The sequence below is a fragment of the uncultured Kriegella sp. genome, from assembly GCF_963975415.1.
GTDB lineage: Bacteria > Bacteroidota > Bacteroidia > Flavobacteriales > Flavobacteriaceae > Kriegella.
This window is the reverse complement of record NZ_CAXBGN010000001.1, coordinates 33709-49512: the sequence shown is the minus strand read 5'-3', so window position 1 is coordinate 49512 and position 15804 is coordinate 33709. Positions and strand designations below refer to the sequence as shown.

14 protein-coding genes are annotated in these 15804 nt (G+C 38.3%); 6 read left to right on the top strand and 8 right to left on the bottom strand.

The genetic code is table 11. From position 1 onward, the window contains the following. Window positions 1–183 precede the first annotated feature (183 nt). Both AACZ88_RS00210 and AACZ88_RS00205 read left to right on the top strand, forming a co-directional pair. Complete coding sequence (locus AACZ88_RS00210; protein WP_339704427.1) at window positions 184–1011, top strand: OmpA family protein; 828 nt, start codon at window positions 184–186, stop codon at window positions 1009–1011. Between the two features lie 177 nt (window positions 1012–1188). Then, window positions 1189–1356 carry a hypothetical protein gene (locus AACZ88_RS00205; RefSeq protein ID WP_339704424.1) on the top strand — a complete coding sequence of 56 codons (168 nt, stop codon included), beginning with the start codon at window positions 1189–1191 and terminating at the stop codon, window positions 1354–1356. 2 nt (window positions 1357–1358) lie between these two features. Here the strand turns inward: AACZ88_RS00205 and AACZ88_RS00200 are convergent, their stop codons facing one another. From AACZ88_RS00200 to AACZ88_RS00185, 4 genes are all read right to left on the bottom strand, one after another. Next, window positions 1359–2834, bottom strand: coding sequence for a M14 metallopeptidase family protein (locus AACZ88_RS00200; RefSeq protein ID WP_339704421.1), 1476 nt, complete (start codon window positions 2832–2834; stop codon window positions 1359–1361). 4 nt (window positions 2835–2838) lie between these two features. Beyond that, window positions 2839–3525, bottom strand: a complete 687-nt coding sequence (locus tag AACZ88_RS00195) for a peptidoglycan recognition family protein (RefSeq protein WP_339704418.1) — start codon at window positions 3523–3525, stop codon at window positions 2839–2841. A gap of 10 nt (window positions 3526–3535) precedes the next feature. After that, entirely contained in the window at window positions 3536–3940 is a 405-nt protein-coding gene (locus AACZ88_RS00190) for a hypothetical protein (protein WP_339704417.1), read from the bottom strand. A 70-nt stretch (window positions 3941–4010) separates the two neighbouring features. Beyond that, window positions 4011–4976: a D-glycerate dehydrogenase gene (locus AACZ88_RS00185; RefSeq protein ID WP_339704415.1), complete on the bottom strand. Its 966-nt coding sequence runs from the start codon at window positions 4974–4976 to the stop codon at window positions 4011–4013. A gap of 161 nt (window positions 4977–5137) precedes the next feature. Between AACZ88_RS00185 and AACZ88_RS00180 the strand changes: the two genes are divergently transcribed. Beyond that, window positions 5138–6469: a serine hydrolase gene (locus tag AACZ88_RS00180; protein WP_339704413.1), complete on the top strand. Its 1332-nt coding sequence runs from the start codon at window positions 5138–5140 to the stop codon at window positions 6467–6469. A 10-nt stretch (window positions 6470–6479) separates the two neighbouring features. On the opposite strand, the gene AACZ88_RS00175 is transcribed toward AACZ88_RS00180, so the two are convergent. Further along, window positions 6480–7322, bottom strand: coding sequence for a 1,4-dihydroxy-2-naphthoyl-CoA synthase (locus AACZ88_RS00175; RefSeq protein WP_339704410.1), 843 nt, complete (start codon window positions 7320–7322; stop codon window positions 6480–6482). Window positions 7323–7656: 334 nt separating this feature from the next. Here AACZ88_RS00175 and AACZ88_RS00170 point away from each other — a divergent pair, with 334 nt between their 5' ends. Further along, window positions 7657–10275, top strand: a complete 2619-nt coding sequence (locus AACZ88_RS00170) for a PAS domain S-box protein (protein WP_339704407.1) — start codon at window positions 7657–7659, stop codon at window positions 10273–10275. Between the two features lie 10 nt (window positions 10276–10285). Continuing rightward, window positions 10286–10684 (top strand): response regulator, encoded by a 399-nt coding sequence (locus AACZ88_RS00165; protein ID WP_339704404.1) that lies wholly within the window; start codon window positions 10286–10288, stop codon window positions 10682–10684. Between the two features lie 49 nt (window positions 10685–10733). Here the strand turns inward: AACZ88_RS00165 and AACZ88_RS00160 are convergent, their stop codons facing one another. From AACZ88_RS00160 to AACZ88_RS00150, 3 genes are all read right to left on the bottom strand, one after another. After that, window positions 10734–11972 carry a glycosyltransferase gene (locus AACZ88_RS00160; RefSeq protein WP_339704401.1) on the bottom strand — a complete coding sequence of 413 codons (1239 nt, stop codon included), beginning with the start codon at window positions 11970–11972 and terminating at the stop codon, window positions 10734–10736. A gap of 135 nt (window positions 11973–12107) precedes the next feature. Beyond that, complete coding sequence (locus tag AACZ88_RS00155; RefSeq protein ID WP_339704399.1) at window positions 12108–13619, bottom strand: DEAD/DEAH box helicase; 1512 nt, start codon at window positions 13617–13619, stop codon at window positions 12108–12110. Window positions 13620–13837: 218 nt separating this feature from the next. Beyond that, on the bottom strand, window positions 13838–14347 hold the full coding sequence (locus AACZ88_RS00150; RefSeq protein WP_339704396.1) for a DUF6155 family protein: 510 nt from the start codon (window positions 14345–14347) through the stop codon (window positions 13838–13840). A gap of 172 nt (window positions 14348–14519) precedes the next feature. Here AACZ88_RS00150 and AACZ88_RS00145 point away from each other — a divergent pair, with 172 nt between their 5' ends. Beyond that, complete coding sequence (locus AACZ88_RS00145) at window positions 14520–15383, top strand: RNA polymerase sigma factor RpoD/SigA (protein WP_339704393.1); 864 nt, start codon at window positions 14520–14522, stop codon at window positions 15381–15383. Window positions 15384–15804: the final 421 nt, after the last annotated feature.

Sequence of the window (15804 nt, the reverse complement as noted above, 5' to 3'; positions counted from 1 at the left end):
AGAAAAAGGCGCTTGATATAGGCGCCTTTTTTTATATCCACAAGTCACTAACAATCAGTTTTTTAATTTTATATTTTTCTTTTAAACATAGTATTGATAAGGCTTGCGAAACCTAGGTCGACGTCTTTATTCGATTTTCGTGCGTATATGTGAGTGAAAGAATAAACTATAATACAATTGAAAATGAAAAAATCGATTATTACAGGTACATTGGCTATTACTGTTTTAGCTTCTTGTGTTTCGAAAAAGAAATATGTAGCACTAGAGAGTGACTTACAGACCACACAAAGTGCCTTGACAAAAACACAAGTTGAAAAAGAAGAGTTAGAATCTAAAATGACTAAGATTGAAGCTCGGGTTACCGAATACAATGAAAAAATAAATTCATTAAAAGACATCAATGATTCGCAAATGACCTCCGTTGATGATGTTGCCGTGATGAGCAACAACACCAAACAAAAAATGAGGGAAACATTGGCAAAAGTAGATCCAAGTAAATTGGCACAGGCCAAAACTCTTCAAGATTCCATGAATTTGGCCGTCTCATATAATTTGAAAAAGTCAATTTCAGATGATGAAAATGATATTGATGTAAATATTGACAAAACTGTAGTTATGATCAATATATCTGATAAACTACTTTTCAATAGTGGTAGTTACAGGGTCAGTAACAAGGCCAATAATATTTTAGGAAAATTAGCCGAAGTAATCAATTCGGAGCCTAGTATGGAAGTAATGGTCGAAGGTCATACCGATTCAAGAACTATTAGTACCGAAATGTTCAGAAACAATTGGGACCTTAGTGTAAAGCGTGCCACTTCTGTAGTTGATATATTGCAAAACAAATATGGTGTTGATCCCGCTAAAATGATTGCGGCCGGGCGAAGCAGTTATTTACCATTGGTCGAAAATGACTCTAAGGAGAATATGTCAAAAAACAGACGCACCAAAATTGTCATTATTCCTAATTTAGATAAATTCTTTGCACTTCTTGATGCGGAAAGCCTATAAACTAAGTTAGTTACATTATCAGAAAAAGGGGGAGCAATGATGGCTCCCCCTTTTTATTTTTATTTTTTACGGTAGGGTTTTTGTTTTACCAATTGTTATAGTATAAACTACCCCATAGTTTTATGAACGCCTACATCCAAATACGAATGATGCTATTTAACTTAAAAAAACAGAATCATGGGTGTAATCAACGAAATAATGCAGTATAGTGCGCTTGGCGAATTGAATAAATGGTACAGATATTTTGTCGTACTACTCTTTTCAATAATTGTTACTATATTATTTGTAATGATGGCAGTTTTAATAGAGAATGGTGCTTATAAGAATATCCAGTTCGGCTATTAGCCTTACCGATAGATCATAGCGTTTTTAAAAGCGGAATTAAAAATTATCCTTTTATTTCCGTCGCTAAGATCAAACAAAAAGCCATTGATAATAGCATAGTGTAGCCTACCATCTTTTTGTAGAAAGAAAGTCGGGTTCTCCCCCACTTTAATCTGTAGCTCGGGCACCTCATATTTTGTACTTATCATATGAATAGGAAAGGGTGAATATAATTCTTTCGCAGAAATACCTTTGACCCGCAAGTAGGCATAGCCCGATTTTAAGAGTGAAGGAAAATCGATATCTTTTGAATCGGTAACAATTTCAGGGTATACTTTCCCTGGCACTATCGTAAAGCCCGAAGCATCCAATGTTTCGTAACCGTAGTACGTAGAAAGATCACCTTGATCCAGAATACGACTACTGTACCAAAAGTCATTGTGGTTTTCAAGATCGACTTCCAACCTATTGATGCCGATATCTAAAATATAGTCTTTCCCTAAAAGATTGTAGGTAGCGTTCGCTATCTTTAAATCGAATAATTTACGATCGTTTTCAGGTATTTTCTCATAATCCTCAAGTGCAAGACTTTTATAACTTCCTTTGGCTATGGTGTAAATGGCCGATAAAATCGATACATAGTTCAATTTACGTATCTCTTGTTTTTCCACGTCATTTTGATACCCTCCCGATTCAATTAAAATTGCGCTAGTGCCCCATTTTTGAATATTATCGCCAAAAGCCCTGGGTTCAAAATCGTCATTGTAGCGTCCCACTTGACCAGGAGCATATTTTTGAATAATATTATTCATAAAAACAATGACTTTCATAGCATTGCTGCGCACCTCATTAATATCTTTACCATAATTAAAGGCCGGGGCCAAATAAGAAATCGTAGCGGGTTTTTCGGTACGTTCAGCGTTGTAGTATGTACTTTGATCATGGAGGTTGAACCCAAATTCGGCATTCAAACTATCACGAACCCTTTTTAGTGTTTGCCCTTCGGGAGATTGTAATCGCAGTGCGTCGCGATTAATATCAATTCCTAAAGCATTTCTTCTTTGATATACCTCTGCCCCATCGGGATTGAGCATGGGCAAAAAGTGAAGTTTGAGGTTGGCCAATATTGCCTCCTTTTCTATTTTTAAACTATTACTCTTCAAGAAATTGAGAATATCAAAAATAGCTTGGGTAGCAGTAGGTTCATCACCATGCATTTGCGACCAAAGAAACACATCGATTTCTCCCGATCCGATACTAATCAAATTTAAATCCCTTCCCTCAATCGATTCTCCGACCTTTTTTACTACAAAATCAGGACTGGAACGATATTTCAAAACTAAAGATTGAATCTCATTATGCTTTATCCGACGTTTATCGAGACTAGCCTCTTTAAATTGATCGTAAGATTCATAAAGCGAAGTGGTAATGTCGTTTTGTTGACAAAAAACAACGCAACTTAAAAATATGAAAATGACCGTTGTAATTTTTTTTATCATGGAATTACTGTTTTGAAGGAACCGGTTTAAAATTAAGTCTTTTGGTGGCCTTTCGAACATCGTCCATAAATTTTTTGCCTGGATCGGTTTTTTTGGTACGATATCCATCATCTTTCTCCAACCAAAGTTCATGCCCTTCGAAATTGGTATATTCATAGTGACCGATTAAATACCCAATGTCATATTTTTTTGACAGGTATTCAACTAACCAAACATTTGATTTTAATTGCGCTTCTGTTAGCGGCGTATCTTCGGTGCCCCCAACGTTTTCTATTCCTATGGCACAGTGGTTTAATCCAATAACATGGCGTCCCATAATCGTTTCTGGCATAAGTCGATATATGGTTCCATCTTGAGCGACTAAAAAATGGGCGGAAACATTTAGAGCACTCATATTCTTGATGTCTGGCCGCCAAGTAGGCAATTTCGGGCGCTCAAACGCATCGAAAGATCCTTCAAAAGTTGGAATTGCCGTCCAATGCAACACAATCATACGGGGAACGATAGTGGGTTTATCTTGTTCAAGACCATAGCGTTCCGACAAATACTCTAAGGTCAAGGTTTCACGTTCCTCATTAAAAACAATAGGTCTATCAATGACTTCTTTTGAACTTGCACAGGAAAATATGACTAAAGAAATCACAATTAAAAAACAATAGTTCAAGTACTTGGGTCGTAATATTCGATACATATGCTAAACTTTATTCAGGCGGTTGTTCTATAGCGTAATAAATCACTTTTTTCTTTATTCCCCAGGCTTTTGCCTGTTTAATATCATTTCCCATATAAATATCGATGCGATTTTTCCATTTTCCATGCATTTTATCTTTAACCTTATAAACTCCCTGCAATCCTTCAATTCTTACTTTGGTCATGTGTCCAAGGCCCAACGCTATTAGGTCTTGAGAAACCGCAATGCTTTTCTCCCCTGGAACCAAGGTATCGCCCCACGCCGCCAAACGAGGATTATTGGCCGTTTGGGATTTTACCGAATTATAGGCCGAAACAGTAACCTCCAAGGGCTTCCAAATAGGGCCATTATCATGACATCCCACTATAAAAACCAGTACCAATAATCCCCAAATTCGTTTCCAACTTAACCCCATAGTATAGGTTATTTTAACTACCCCAGATTTAACGAAGGAGTTGCTTCCTCATCAAATACCCCCATATAGCCTAACATAAGTTCAATGCATAGGGTATTTTCTCCCCTTTATAACAGGCAATAATATTCTGAGCGGCATATTCTGCCATTCGATTTCTTGCTTCAACCGTGGCAGAGCCAATGTGCGGAGTTACAGCTACATTTTCCATAAACAAGAGTGGATTATCTTTTTCCATAGGTTCAGGATTGGTAACATCTAACCCCGCACCCCATATTTGCCTCTCTTTCAATGCCGTTATAAGGTCGGCCTCATTGTGTACTCCACCTCGGGAAGTATTAATAAAAATAGCAGTATCCTTCATTTTTCGAAAAGCCTCTTTAGCAAATTTATTGCGGGTCTCACCTGTAAGAGCACAATGCAGCGAAACGATATCACTTTGTTCGAGTAATTCGTTAAAATCAACTTTTTTGGCATTCAATTCACGCTCGGCAATCTCATTTACGGTTCTATTACAATAAATCACCTTCATATCGTAAGCCCCTTTACAGCGTTTTGCCAACTCCATGCCAATAGTTCCCAGTCCGAAAACGCCCAAGGTTTTATTTTTAAGTTCTTGCCCCAAATTAGCCTGAGGCCTAAAAAACTTCCATTGATCTTCGATAATGCGTTTGTGCATATAACACATCTTTCGCGCGGTAGCAAGTATCAGGCCGAAAGCAATATCGGCAGTAGCATCGGTCATGGCATTAGGGGCATTGGCAATAGGAATATCCAAGGCCGTAGCCGCATCGACATCAATGTTATCATAACCCACGGCATACTGTGAAATAATCTTTAGATGGCGATGCTTTTCGAGAAAAGGAGCATCGATGCGATAACTTCCGGTAGACAACAAGGCATCATGTTTTTGAACAAGTTTATCCAATTCTTCCGAGGTCATCGGTCGCTCTTTGTCCCATTTGGTAATTTCAAGGCCTTCTTTTTTCATAAGTTCTATTCCTATTTCAGGAATATTCAAACAAACCAATACTTTCATTTATAGTGATTAGAGGTTCTAACACGAAATATTTCAAGTAAATATTCGAAATGTTATTACCTATTTTAATAATACAAGTTACACAATTTATAAAGTAATTTTTATATTTAGTCTTTTTGCTACAACCGGGTCTGCCAGTTTATTCAAATTCGATTTCTCCTATGAAGTTATTGAAACGTTTTGTTCCTTGGCTTTTGCTTGTTCTTTTGTTTCTAGTCGCATATTTCAACTACCCAAAACTTACGATCATTTCAGGATATGCCTCTAAAAGTATGGCCTCTACCGTTTTTATTTCCCATCGTAGTAGCCAATCGGTTATCGAAAGTGATCATAACATACCGCTGATAAAATTGGCGGAAGTTGAATCAAGGCCCAAAATGGCGACTGCGACTTTTTTTGGGCTTATGGAACGAAAAACAATATGTCGCGAAGGCTTGGGTTGTGTATTGATAAATGATAAACATGCCCTGAAAACCAATATTCCCACACCCCATCGAGAAGCGTTACAGAACGACCTACCTTTTCCTTATGGTAATAATGGATCAAAGGATACTCTTTTTGACAATGTCGATTATGACCAACTAAAGAGGACTCTGGATAGTGTATTTGTTGCAATAGAAACCTCAAAGACACGTACTGTACTTGTTGCCTATAAAAATCAAATTATTGCGGAACGGTATGCCGACGGGTTTACGGAGGAAACCCCCATATTGGGTTGGTCTATGACCAAAAGTATTTTAGCGACGTTATATGGAATCTTGGAGCATCAGGGGAAACTGGACTTAAATAGCTACACCTCCATCGCATCATGGCAAAACGATGAGCGAAAGCATATTACCTTTAATCACCTATTACGAATGCAAAGTGGGCTGGAATGGGAAGAAGATTATTCTAAGATTTCAGATGTAACGCGGATGTTGTTTTTGAATTCCGATATGACGACGGCACAAATGGAAAAGAACGCCATAGCCCGACCGACTGAAATTTGGAATTACTCTTCTGGTACGACCAATCTCTTATCCGGCATTTTAAGGAAGCAATTCGAGACCCATCAAGAATATGTAGATTTCCCGTATGCGGCCTTAATTGATAAAATAGGAATGCACTCTATGATCATCGAAGCCGATATGACCGGAAATTTTGTCGGTTCTTCCTATGCTTGGGCAAACACCCGAGATTGGGCGAAATTCGGCCTACTCTACCTGAATAAAGGCAATTGGAACGGAACGCAACTGTTTTCATCAGCATGGGTCGACTATATAAAAAGGCCGACCCTAAATTCTGATGGAACCTATGGTGCTCATTTTTGGTTGAATGCCGAAGGGAAATATCCAGATGTTCCTCGAGACCTTTTTTCAGCGAATGGCTTCCAAGGTCAACGCGTATTTATTATTCCTTCAAAAGATTTGGTCGTTGTTCGCACAGGAATTTCCGATGGATCGGTTTTTGATATAAATACCTTCTTAAAAGACATCATTGCTTCTATTGACTAAAATAGCACACCTAAGGGATCCATTTATTTTTTCCGAAGTCGGGTTTCCGCTTTTCTAAAAAGGCATTACGCCCCTCTTTGGCTTCCTCCGTGCCATAGGCCAAGCGTGTCGCCTCACCGGCGAAAACCTGTTGCCCTACCATACCGTCGTCGGTAAGGTTCATAGCAAATTTTAGCATTTTTATCGAGGTGGGCGACTTTTCAAGAATTTCCTGTGCCCATTGATAGGCGGTATCTTCAAGTTCTTCATGCGGAACCACAGCATTTACCATTCCCATTTCATAAGCCTCTTGAGCGGAGTAGTTCCTTCCCAAGAAAAAGATTTCACGTGCTTTTTTCTGCCCTACCATTTTTGCCAAATAGGCCGATCCATAACCAGCATCAAAACTAGTGACATCGGCATCGGTCTGTTTAAAAATAGCATGTTCTTTACTTGCTAAAGTGAGATCGCAGACGACATGCAAACTGTGCCCGCCGCCCACGGCCCAACCAGGTACCACGGCAATGACCGCTTTGGGCATAAAACGTATCTGGCGTTGCACCTCAAGAATATTTAGTCGGTGCATGCCATCATCACCCACATAGCCCTGCGCTCCCCGAGCCTTTTGATCTCCGCCACTACAGAACGAATAGATACCGTCTTTGGTCGAAGGCCCCTCGGCCGAAAGTAAGACTACTCCGATACTCGTATCTTCCTGCGCATCATAAAACGCTTGATACAATTCACTGGTCGTTTTTGGGCGAAAAGCATTTCGTACGTTGGGGCGATTAAAGGCTATACGGGCTACACCGTTTGATTTCTTATACGTAATGTCTTCAAATTCTTTGGCTGTTCTCCAGTTTGGTTTTTGCATTGTACAGTTTTAAAGTTTACAAAGTAAAGCAATTTGATAAAACAGATGGTTATAAGGGTAGCGTTAAACAAATAAAATCCTCCCTTTCTAACGCCGATAATAGACCAATAATACCCGCTGTTTTATGTAGCCCTAACTTGACATACCCCAACATAAGCCATGCTACATTACCATTATTATATGAGATAGATAGCCTAATTTACAGGAGTTTATATTAATTTATTTTAGTACAAAGTTTAGGTGTACAAAAGATGTCGTATTCAACATTTTAAATAAGAAATGTATTATAAAAACATAGCCTACCTCCTGTTAATTTTTATGCCAAACACGCCCTATGAACAATCAAAACCATAAAAACCAAACTACTGATATTGCACAAGATGCTATTAATGCCATCGCCCGAATAGGTTCTTGGGAGTTTAATTTGGAAACACAACTTTTTACCCTAAATCAGATTTCCTGTGATATTTTAGAAATTCCGCAAAGCACGCTTAATCTAGCGGAATGCTCCTCATACTTCGAAGTAGGTTCTTTCACTACACAAATTAAAAAAGGAATTGATGATCTCATCGCCAAAAAGATACCTTTTGATCAAGAAATAGAGTTGATAACCTCGCTAAATAAAACAATATGGGTACATATGATAGGCAATGGCACCTTTAGCGAAAATATATGCCTCAAAATTTCAGGGATTTTTCAGGACATAACCAAAAGAAAGGCGTTTGAAAAAAAATTGCTTCAAAAGAATGAACTATTAAACTTTACCGAGAAAAAAGCTTCATTAGGGCACTGGAAATTAGATTTGAATACAGATATGGTCACCTGTTCCCAAAATATTTGTCGCATCATTGGTGTTGAGGAAGATACACCTATTACCATCGATATGATGATAAATAGTGTTCATCCTGAAGATATAAATATGGTACGTGCCCACTTTAAGAAGTCACTTAAAAATAACATTTTTGAAACCCTCCATCATCGTTATCTTTTAAAAGATGGAACTGAACGGATCATTCAAGTTTTAGGAGAGTTCATTGCCGACGAGGCTGGAAATTTCAATAATGTCCTCTTTATTTCACAAGATATTACGGCCAGAAAGCAGTTCGAGGAAGGGCTCATGGAAAAAAATCAATTATTCTCCGTTATTAAACGGATGATGAAGCTAGGCTATTGGCTGTGGGATTTAAGAACCAATGTATTAACCTGTTCCGAGAACATGTCAAACCTCCTTGAGTTAGAGCATAACGAGGGTCTCCCCGCAAAAACACTCTTAAAAAATGTGCATCCCGATGATTTGGAGAATCTACATGCCTATTTAGAAGAGGTTATCTTGACCAAGACTTTCAAAAGCTTTAGCCACCGCATCATAATAGATGGGGTCATCAGGTATATTCAGGTCAATGGTAAAGTCAATATCGATAAAAATGGGGAGGCGCTCACTATTTTAGGTATTTCACAAGATGTAACGGCGCAAAAAGACCTGGAAATCGAATTACAGGAAAAGAACCGACTTTTAAATTTTGCAGAAGAAAAAGCAGGTGTAGGACATTGGCGGTGGATTATAAATGAAGATTTGTTTCTTTTGTCTAAAAGTTTGTTTAAAATTTTTGGTATACCGGAGGGCACAAGAATTACTTCAGAAACTTTATTAAAGTACGTACATCCCGAAGATCGCAAGAAAGTTGAACAAGCTAAAGAAAATGCCATAAAAAATAAGGAATTTATCGATGTAATTCATCGAATTATTCTTGATGATGGAACCTTGAAATATTTGAATGCTACCGGAGGTGATTTAATTACTAATGATAAGGGAGAATTAATCGAAGTGAGGGGTGCGTTCATAAATGTAACCAAACAGCAAAAAGAAATATTAAAATTTAAAGGACTTTTAGAATCGGCCCCAAATGCTACACTTATTATAGGGCAAGATAGTATCATTCAAATGATAAATAAACAAGCTGAAAAATTGTTCGGCTACACACCCAAAGAATTGGTGGGTCAATCGATTGATATGTTAATTCCTTCAAGATTTTTAAAGAAACGGGCACCTATTAGAGAGGTCTTTTTCAACAATCCAAAGGTGATGTCCATTGATATCGATGAGGATTATTATTTGATTAACAAAAAGGGTAAAGAAATACCGGTAAAAGTAAGCATAGGTCCGCTTCAAGCCGATGATGGGCTATTGATATCAATGGCCATTTGGGATATTACGGCTGAAAAATTGGCCGAACATAAGATGTTAGAATCCAATGAGCGATTAGAAATACTTGCAAAAAAACTAACTGCCCAGAACCAGCAGCTCGCTGATTTCACGCAGATAACCTCCCATAACCTACGTGCCCCGGTGAGTAATCTAAACAGCATTGTTAGCCTCTATAAAACTTCGAACAGAGAGGAGGAAAGATCTGAGATATTTAGTAAATTTGAAATAGTTATAGGCCATCTTACGTTAACCCTGAATACCCTTGTCGAGACGCTGAAAACAAAAAGTGAGAAATCGGTCATTCGAAAAGAAGTCTCATTTACCCAGACCCTAAAAAAAACACAAGATATACTTATGGCCCAAATCTCGGATAGCGGCGCATTGATTAAAGGTGATTTCTCGGCAATTGACGTGGTTTCTTATAACCCAATTTATATGGAAAGTATTTTTCAAAACCTCATTGGTAATGCCATTAAATATAAAGACCCAGAACGGAACCCTGAAATAATCGTGACTTCTGAAATCGAGAATGGCGTAGTAAAATTAAGCTTTAAGGATAATGGATTGGGAATTGACTTAAAAAAACACGGCCATAAGCTCTTTGGCCTAAACAAAGTTTTTCATAGACACCCAGATGCCAAGGGTGTGGGACTGTTTATGACCAAAGCGCAGGTTGAAGCGATGGGAGGTAAAATCTCAGCAGAAAGTCAAGTGGGCAAAGGCTCTATTTTTAGTATTGAATTTTAATCTAAACTGTATGAAAAACATACTACATATTTGTATTGTCGATGACGACGATATTTATAAATATGCCCTTACAAAGTCGGTCGCGACGCTTTTGGAAGGAAATCAGGTTTCCCTCTTCGCCAATGGTGAAGATACTCTCGATCATATCTTAACCCATCAAAATGACCTTGCCGCTTTACCCGATATTATTTTATTGGATATCGATATGCCAGTAATGGACGGATTTCAGTTTCTTGAAGAGTACGAGAAAATAGCGCATTCCCTGGCTAAAAAAATCACCATCTATATGGTTTCTTCTTCCGTAGACCCAGAAGATGTTATCAGGGCCAAAAGTTTTGAAACCGTCACCGATTATATTTCGAAACCATTGAACGAAAATAAATTTGAGAGTATTCTATCCGAGCTCTAAATAGAAATCGGGCGTCAAATTTCATAAAGAAACTGGCTATAGATAAAAGCTAATGTTTGACATTCTTCTCTTGTATCCATTTTGATAGATATTTGGTCCCCTGCATGGTTTGATGTCGTAAAAGGCTGCCGATAAAATTTTTAGTGCGATGCGCTGTTAAATCCCCTTCCAAATGTTTTAATATTGACTCTAACCGCTGGGATGACACTTTTTTGTCATATACCGTATTGACAATGACAATGCCATTCTTTTGTGCCTCTAACCACTTCTTCCGATTTTGATACAATTCTACTGCAGCTTGGGCAAACTCTTCCGGGTCATCTTCGACGCATCCGTTCCACGCAAGATTTTCATGCATACTTTCGGCACCGATTTTGGTTGTTACCGAAGGGGTACCGTACTGCATAGCGTCGACCAGTTTCCCTTTGATACCCGCTCCATAACGAAGTGGAGCCAAAAGCACTCGTGCCTTGCCCATAACTTCTGATACTTCCCTGGCCCAACCTTTTACAATAAAACCGTCTTTTGCTTGGTGCATTTGATAGACATGCTGGGGCAGGTTAGCGCCATAGATATTTAGCTCTGATTGCGGTAATTTGTTACGTATCAATGGCCAAATTTTGGTTTTTAGCTGAACAATCGCATCGACATTGGGTGCGTGCCCTCCAAAGCCAATGAACAAAAAATCGTAGCGCTCTTCAAAAGTTCGCCAAGAATCGATTTTATTTTGATCAATAGGGTTTAGCATGAAAGGCAGCTGTAGAAGAAGTCGCTTATGACCATGAACGATAGGCCGTAATATTTGCATTTCGTAATCAGATATTATCAATGATAAATCTGATCGGTAAATGCTGGCCACTTCCCTTTTTGTTTTATCGCTTTGCAACCACTGTGTTATGGTAAAATTGTTATTGTCTTTTATCGCCTCGGCCCTACTGGCACGAAGCGAATGCAAATCTTCGGTATCTAAAATTCGAATGGCTTGAGGTGCTTGTTCGGCCACCCTCCATCCGAACTGTTCTTCGGCCGTAAATCGGTCGAACAATACAATTTGTGGATCAAGTTCTTGAACGAAAGTATCAAAACTATCATGATTCAACTGAATCTTAACGCGATTGATGCCCCCATTGTTCGATATATCATTGCTATGTTCCTCAGCCGTACTTGCTAAGGTAATTTGGCAGTTTCGCTGTTTAAAGAAGTCTATCAATTGAAATAGCCGTACTCCTGCAGCAGTAAAATTAGGTGCTGGCCAATTTAAGGCAATTACAAGAACCTGTTTTTTCACAACAACTACTTAGAAGATTAAAAGATACATCGAAAGAGCATTCCACTGAGCCAAAACTTAAACAACCTTTTCCGTTTATTATCCCATAAAACAATAACAAACACTTAGAATATAAGTTTTTACACGAACTACACCTTACATACGTTCCGCAAACTTTCGAGAAATGGCGGAGCGTAGTTTTCGACCATAGTCTTCCTCTAACCACTCCTTATAATTCTTTGTATTATTCATGATACAATACGAGTATTGTCGAATGCGATAGGCTATTTCTTCCTTCAGTTCTTTTGCCAAAATTCGCGCATCAAAAACGTCTTCTGCATTTTCGACACATATTTGAGCATGCTGTTCGATACTTCGCTCCAACACTATTTTCGACTTAAGGCCTTCAGCAAACACTTTTTTATACTCGGCCTTTACATTAAATTCAATATGGCTCGATTTCGAAAATTTTGCTCTTAGATCGGCCGGCATTTCATAAACGAACTCCCGTTCAATCTCTTCATCGTTCTTTATATTTTCTAAATAGAAATCGGGAAAATGAAAAATCTCTTGCCAATCTATTGGAGCATCCCAAGGACCAAAACGTGCAAGATTGTTTCCCAAGTCGATAACATTGAATTCCTTTTTATCCTTTAAAACCCGAGAACCCCGACCGATCATCTGAAAATACAGTGTCAACGAACGTGTTGCCCTATTTAATATGATGGTCTCCACAGAAGGTTCATCAAAACCAGTAGTAAGAATACTCACGGAGCTTAAAATAGCATCGGGAGTATTCGAAAACCAATCTAATATTTCCCGCCTTTCGGCTGCATTATTTTTATTGTCAAGGTGTCTTACATTGTAACCCGCCCTTTTAAAGGTTTCATATACATAACGCGACGTATTGATGCCATTATTAAAAATAAGGGTCTTGGTACCTTCTGCAATTTCTTTATAGGCCGCCAACAACTTACCCAACATGCTGTGGTTTCCATAAAGCTCATCGGAAGATTTTACCGTATAATCACCACTTATACCCAACTTCAAGCTTTGCAGGCTAACATCGTAATTATATAGGTTTGCCCGGGCTAAAAACTTACGTTTGATCAATGAGCCGATTGATTCCCCAACGATCAACTTCTTATAGTTGTCTTTCATGGGTAGCTTAATATTCGAACTAAGAGGCGTTGCGGTTACGCCGAGTATAGTAGCGGTCTTAAAATGCTTAAAAAGTTTTCTGAAAGAATTATAGTGCGCCTCATCTATGATAACAAGTCCAATATTATTGATTTCGATTTTCTCTTCTTGCAATCTGTTGTTCAAAGTCTCGACCATGGCCACAAAGCACATGTATTCGTCTTGGTCTTTGAGTTCTTTGACCTCACTATTGATAATCTTGTTCTTTACCCCAAAACCAGTCAACATATTCGATGTCTGCGAACTCAGTTCGATACGGTGGGTAAGCACGACCACCTTTTTTTTTGATTCTTCGATGTATCTACGGGCAATTTCAGAAAAAACTACAGTTTTACCGCCACCTGTAGGTAATTGATATAGTAAATTGGAATTAACGTGAGATTCTTCCAAATGCTTAAAAATAGCATTTAAGTCATCGATTTGATAATCGTAAAGTGTCTTTTCTGTAGTATCTTTTTGTAGTTCCAAACAGTAAGGTATATCTTAAATTTAGTCTCCTCTATAACGGGCCGATGCAGCAGGTTCAATTTTGCAAAACTAATCGAATTTTGTCCTCAACCGAAATTTATTAGACGAAAAATCCCTCAAATTTTCACAAATCATTGCATTACAGCACTATAGATATCCTTGGTTTTTGGCTACCGAATGCTAACAAAGAGACAAAATCGAAAAGAAACTCAATAGCATTAATCGATAAAATCTAAAACTCGGGAGAACCCTTCGCCGTGCAACCAGTTCTCGTCTTGTGTAATCTGGTATACTTTTAAGATCCGCGACTTAAAATCGTGTAGCAAACCATTCAGGGCCACATACTGTACTGCTTCATTGAAAGAATTCAACATACTTTTATAAAAAGCATCGGGAACATTTTGTTCTAGTTCAAAAGATTGTGCCACTTCTAGATTATATAACATTACATCGGCAACCAAATACGGATCGACACCCAACTTGATAAAATGTTTTATCCTGTTCTGTGCTACCGAACGTCTAGCTTTTGGCCGCTTTCTTTTTATAGGAAAGTATTCGTTAGAAATTTTTGTCTTGGCTTCCTGCACCAGTTTGTCTTCTTTCGGGTTAAACACAAAATCATAATATTGCTTTACCATAGGAAAACGGTCATAAAGATCGAGTAACTGCGCTTCCAGCTCTCGTTTGGGTAAACTTGATGTATACTTTTTAAGTGCCCTTTTGCTCATATTTTAGCTATATACAGACAAAAATAATACAAGTATCACGAAAACTCCTTTGTAAGGTAATAAATCATAAACTTCTCATAAATTATGTATAACAATACTTTAACTCTTTGGAAAAGACACAATAAAGATGTATACTGTAAGCTTGTAGAACTTCAAAATCCAAAAAAAATATATGAGGCAACTAAAGATCATCAAGCAGGTCACGAACCGTGAATCTAAATCGTTGGACAAGTACTTGCAAGATATCAGTAAAATAGATTTGATCAACGCTCACGAGGAAGTGGAACTAGCACAACGTATTAGGGCCGGTGATCAAGTAGCCTTGGAAAAATTGACTACTGCCAACCTTCGTTTTGTGGTATCGGTGGCCAAACAATATCAAAACCAGGGGTTAAAGCTACCCGATTTAATCAATGAGGGCAATTTGGGGCTTGTTAAGGCCGCCAAACGGTTTGATGAGACCCGTGGGTTTAAATTCATCTCATACGCCGTATGGTGGATCAGACAATCAATATTACAGGCCCTGGCGGAACAATCTCGGGTCGTTCGGCTCCCTTTGAATAAAATTGGATCTATCAACAAGATAAAGAAGACCTTTTCTTATTTGGAGCAAGCACATGAGCGACCGCCTTCTGCAGAAGAGATTGCCAAAGAACTTGAAATGACGGTTACCGAGGTTAAACAGTCTATCAAGAACTCCGGGAGGCACGTTTCAATGGACGCACCGCTTCGTGAAGGGGAAGATTCCAATCTCTACGACGTCTTACGTTCTGGAGAATCTCCAAGACCGGATAAGATTTTAATGCAGCAATCATTGAACACAGAAATAAACCGTGCTCTTGAAACACTGTCGCCAAGAGAGGCCGATGTGGTAAAACTATATTATGGAATCGGTGACCAACAGTCAATGACCTTGGCAGAAATTGGGCAAACTTTTGATCTCACTCGCGAACGGGTACGTCAGATAAGGGAGAAGGCCATTCGAAAGCTAAGACATAACTCGAGAAGCAAATTACTCAAGACCTATTTAGGCTAGAAACGCTGTCTTTGTCTTTAAAAATAAAAACGGGGGACAGCTTTGCTGTCCCCCGTTTTTATTAGTCATTTGTTGACCAATTAAGAATACTTTAGTTTGCTGATATCGAAGTTCATAAGAATATCATTTAAACTTTCGATAAAATTCAAATAAGCTGCGTTGTCTTGATTTTGATTTGCCATAATCTGGGGATTTTAAAAGTTACTTTATTTTACTACATATAGTCTAATTCGGCCAACTCGTTTAAACTTAAAATTTCATTTAAATCTTGGAGAAACGCCAAATATTCTTCTCCATAAGTATCGTAAAGCATAGTATATAGGTTTAAAGTTAGTCCCGATATATCGAGATGATTTGGGTTTAATTGCTTATAATACTGTAAACATAAAAATAACGGGAAGCCCCAACAATTAATTGTGGT

Excerpts from the sequence above, each read along its gene's own strand:
- AACZ88_RS00210 (WP_339704427.1), top strand. The coding sequence starts at position 184 with ATGAAAAAATCGATTATTACAGGTACATTGGCTATTACTGTTTTAGCT.
- AACZ88_RS00205 (WP_339704424.1), top strand. The coding sequence starts at position 1,189 with ATGGGTGTAATCAACGAAATAATGCAGTATAGTGCGCTTGGCGAATTG.
- AACZ88_RS00200 (WP_339704421.1), bottom strand. The coding sequence starts at position 2,834 with ATGATAAAAAAAATTACAACGGTCATTTTCATATTTTTAAGTTGCGTT.
- AACZ88_RS00195 (WP_339704418.1), bottom strand. The coding sequence starts at position 3,525 with ATGTATCGAATATTACGACCCAAGTACTTGAACTATTGTTTTTTAATT.
- AACZ88_RS00190 (WP_339704417.1), bottom strand. The coding sequence starts at position 3,940 with ATGGGGTTAAGTTGGAAACGAATTTGGGGATTATTGGTACTGGTTTTT.
- AACZ88_RS00185 (WP_339704415.1), bottom strand. The coding sequence starts at position 4,976 with ATGAAAGTATTGGTTTGTTTGAATATTCCTGAAATAGGAATAGAACTT.
- AACZ88_RS00180 (WP_339704413.1), top strand. The coding sequence starts at position 5,138 with ATGAAGTTATTGAAACGTTTTGTTCCTTGGCTTTTGCTTGTTCTTTTG.
- AACZ88_RS00175 (WP_339704410.1), bottom strand. The coding sequence starts at position 7,322 with ATGCAAAAACCAAACTGGAGAACAGCCAAAGAATTTGAAGACATTACG.
- AACZ88_RS00170 (WP_339704407.1), top strand. The coding sequence starts at position 7,657 with ATGAACAATCAAAACCATAAAAACCAAACTACTGATATTGCACAAGAT.
- AACZ88_RS00165 (WP_339704404.1), top strand. The coding sequence starts at position 10,286 with ATGAAAAACATACTACATATTTGTATTGTCGATGACGACGATATTTAT.
- AACZ88_RS00150 (WP_339704396.1), bottom strand. The coding sequence starts at position 14,347 with ATGAGCAAAAGGGCACTTAAAAAGTATACATCAAGTTTACCCAAACGA.
- AACZ88_RS00145 (WP_339704393.1), top strand. The coding sequence starts at position 14,520 with ATGAGGCAACTAAAGATCATCAAGCAGGTCACGAACCGTGAATCTAAA.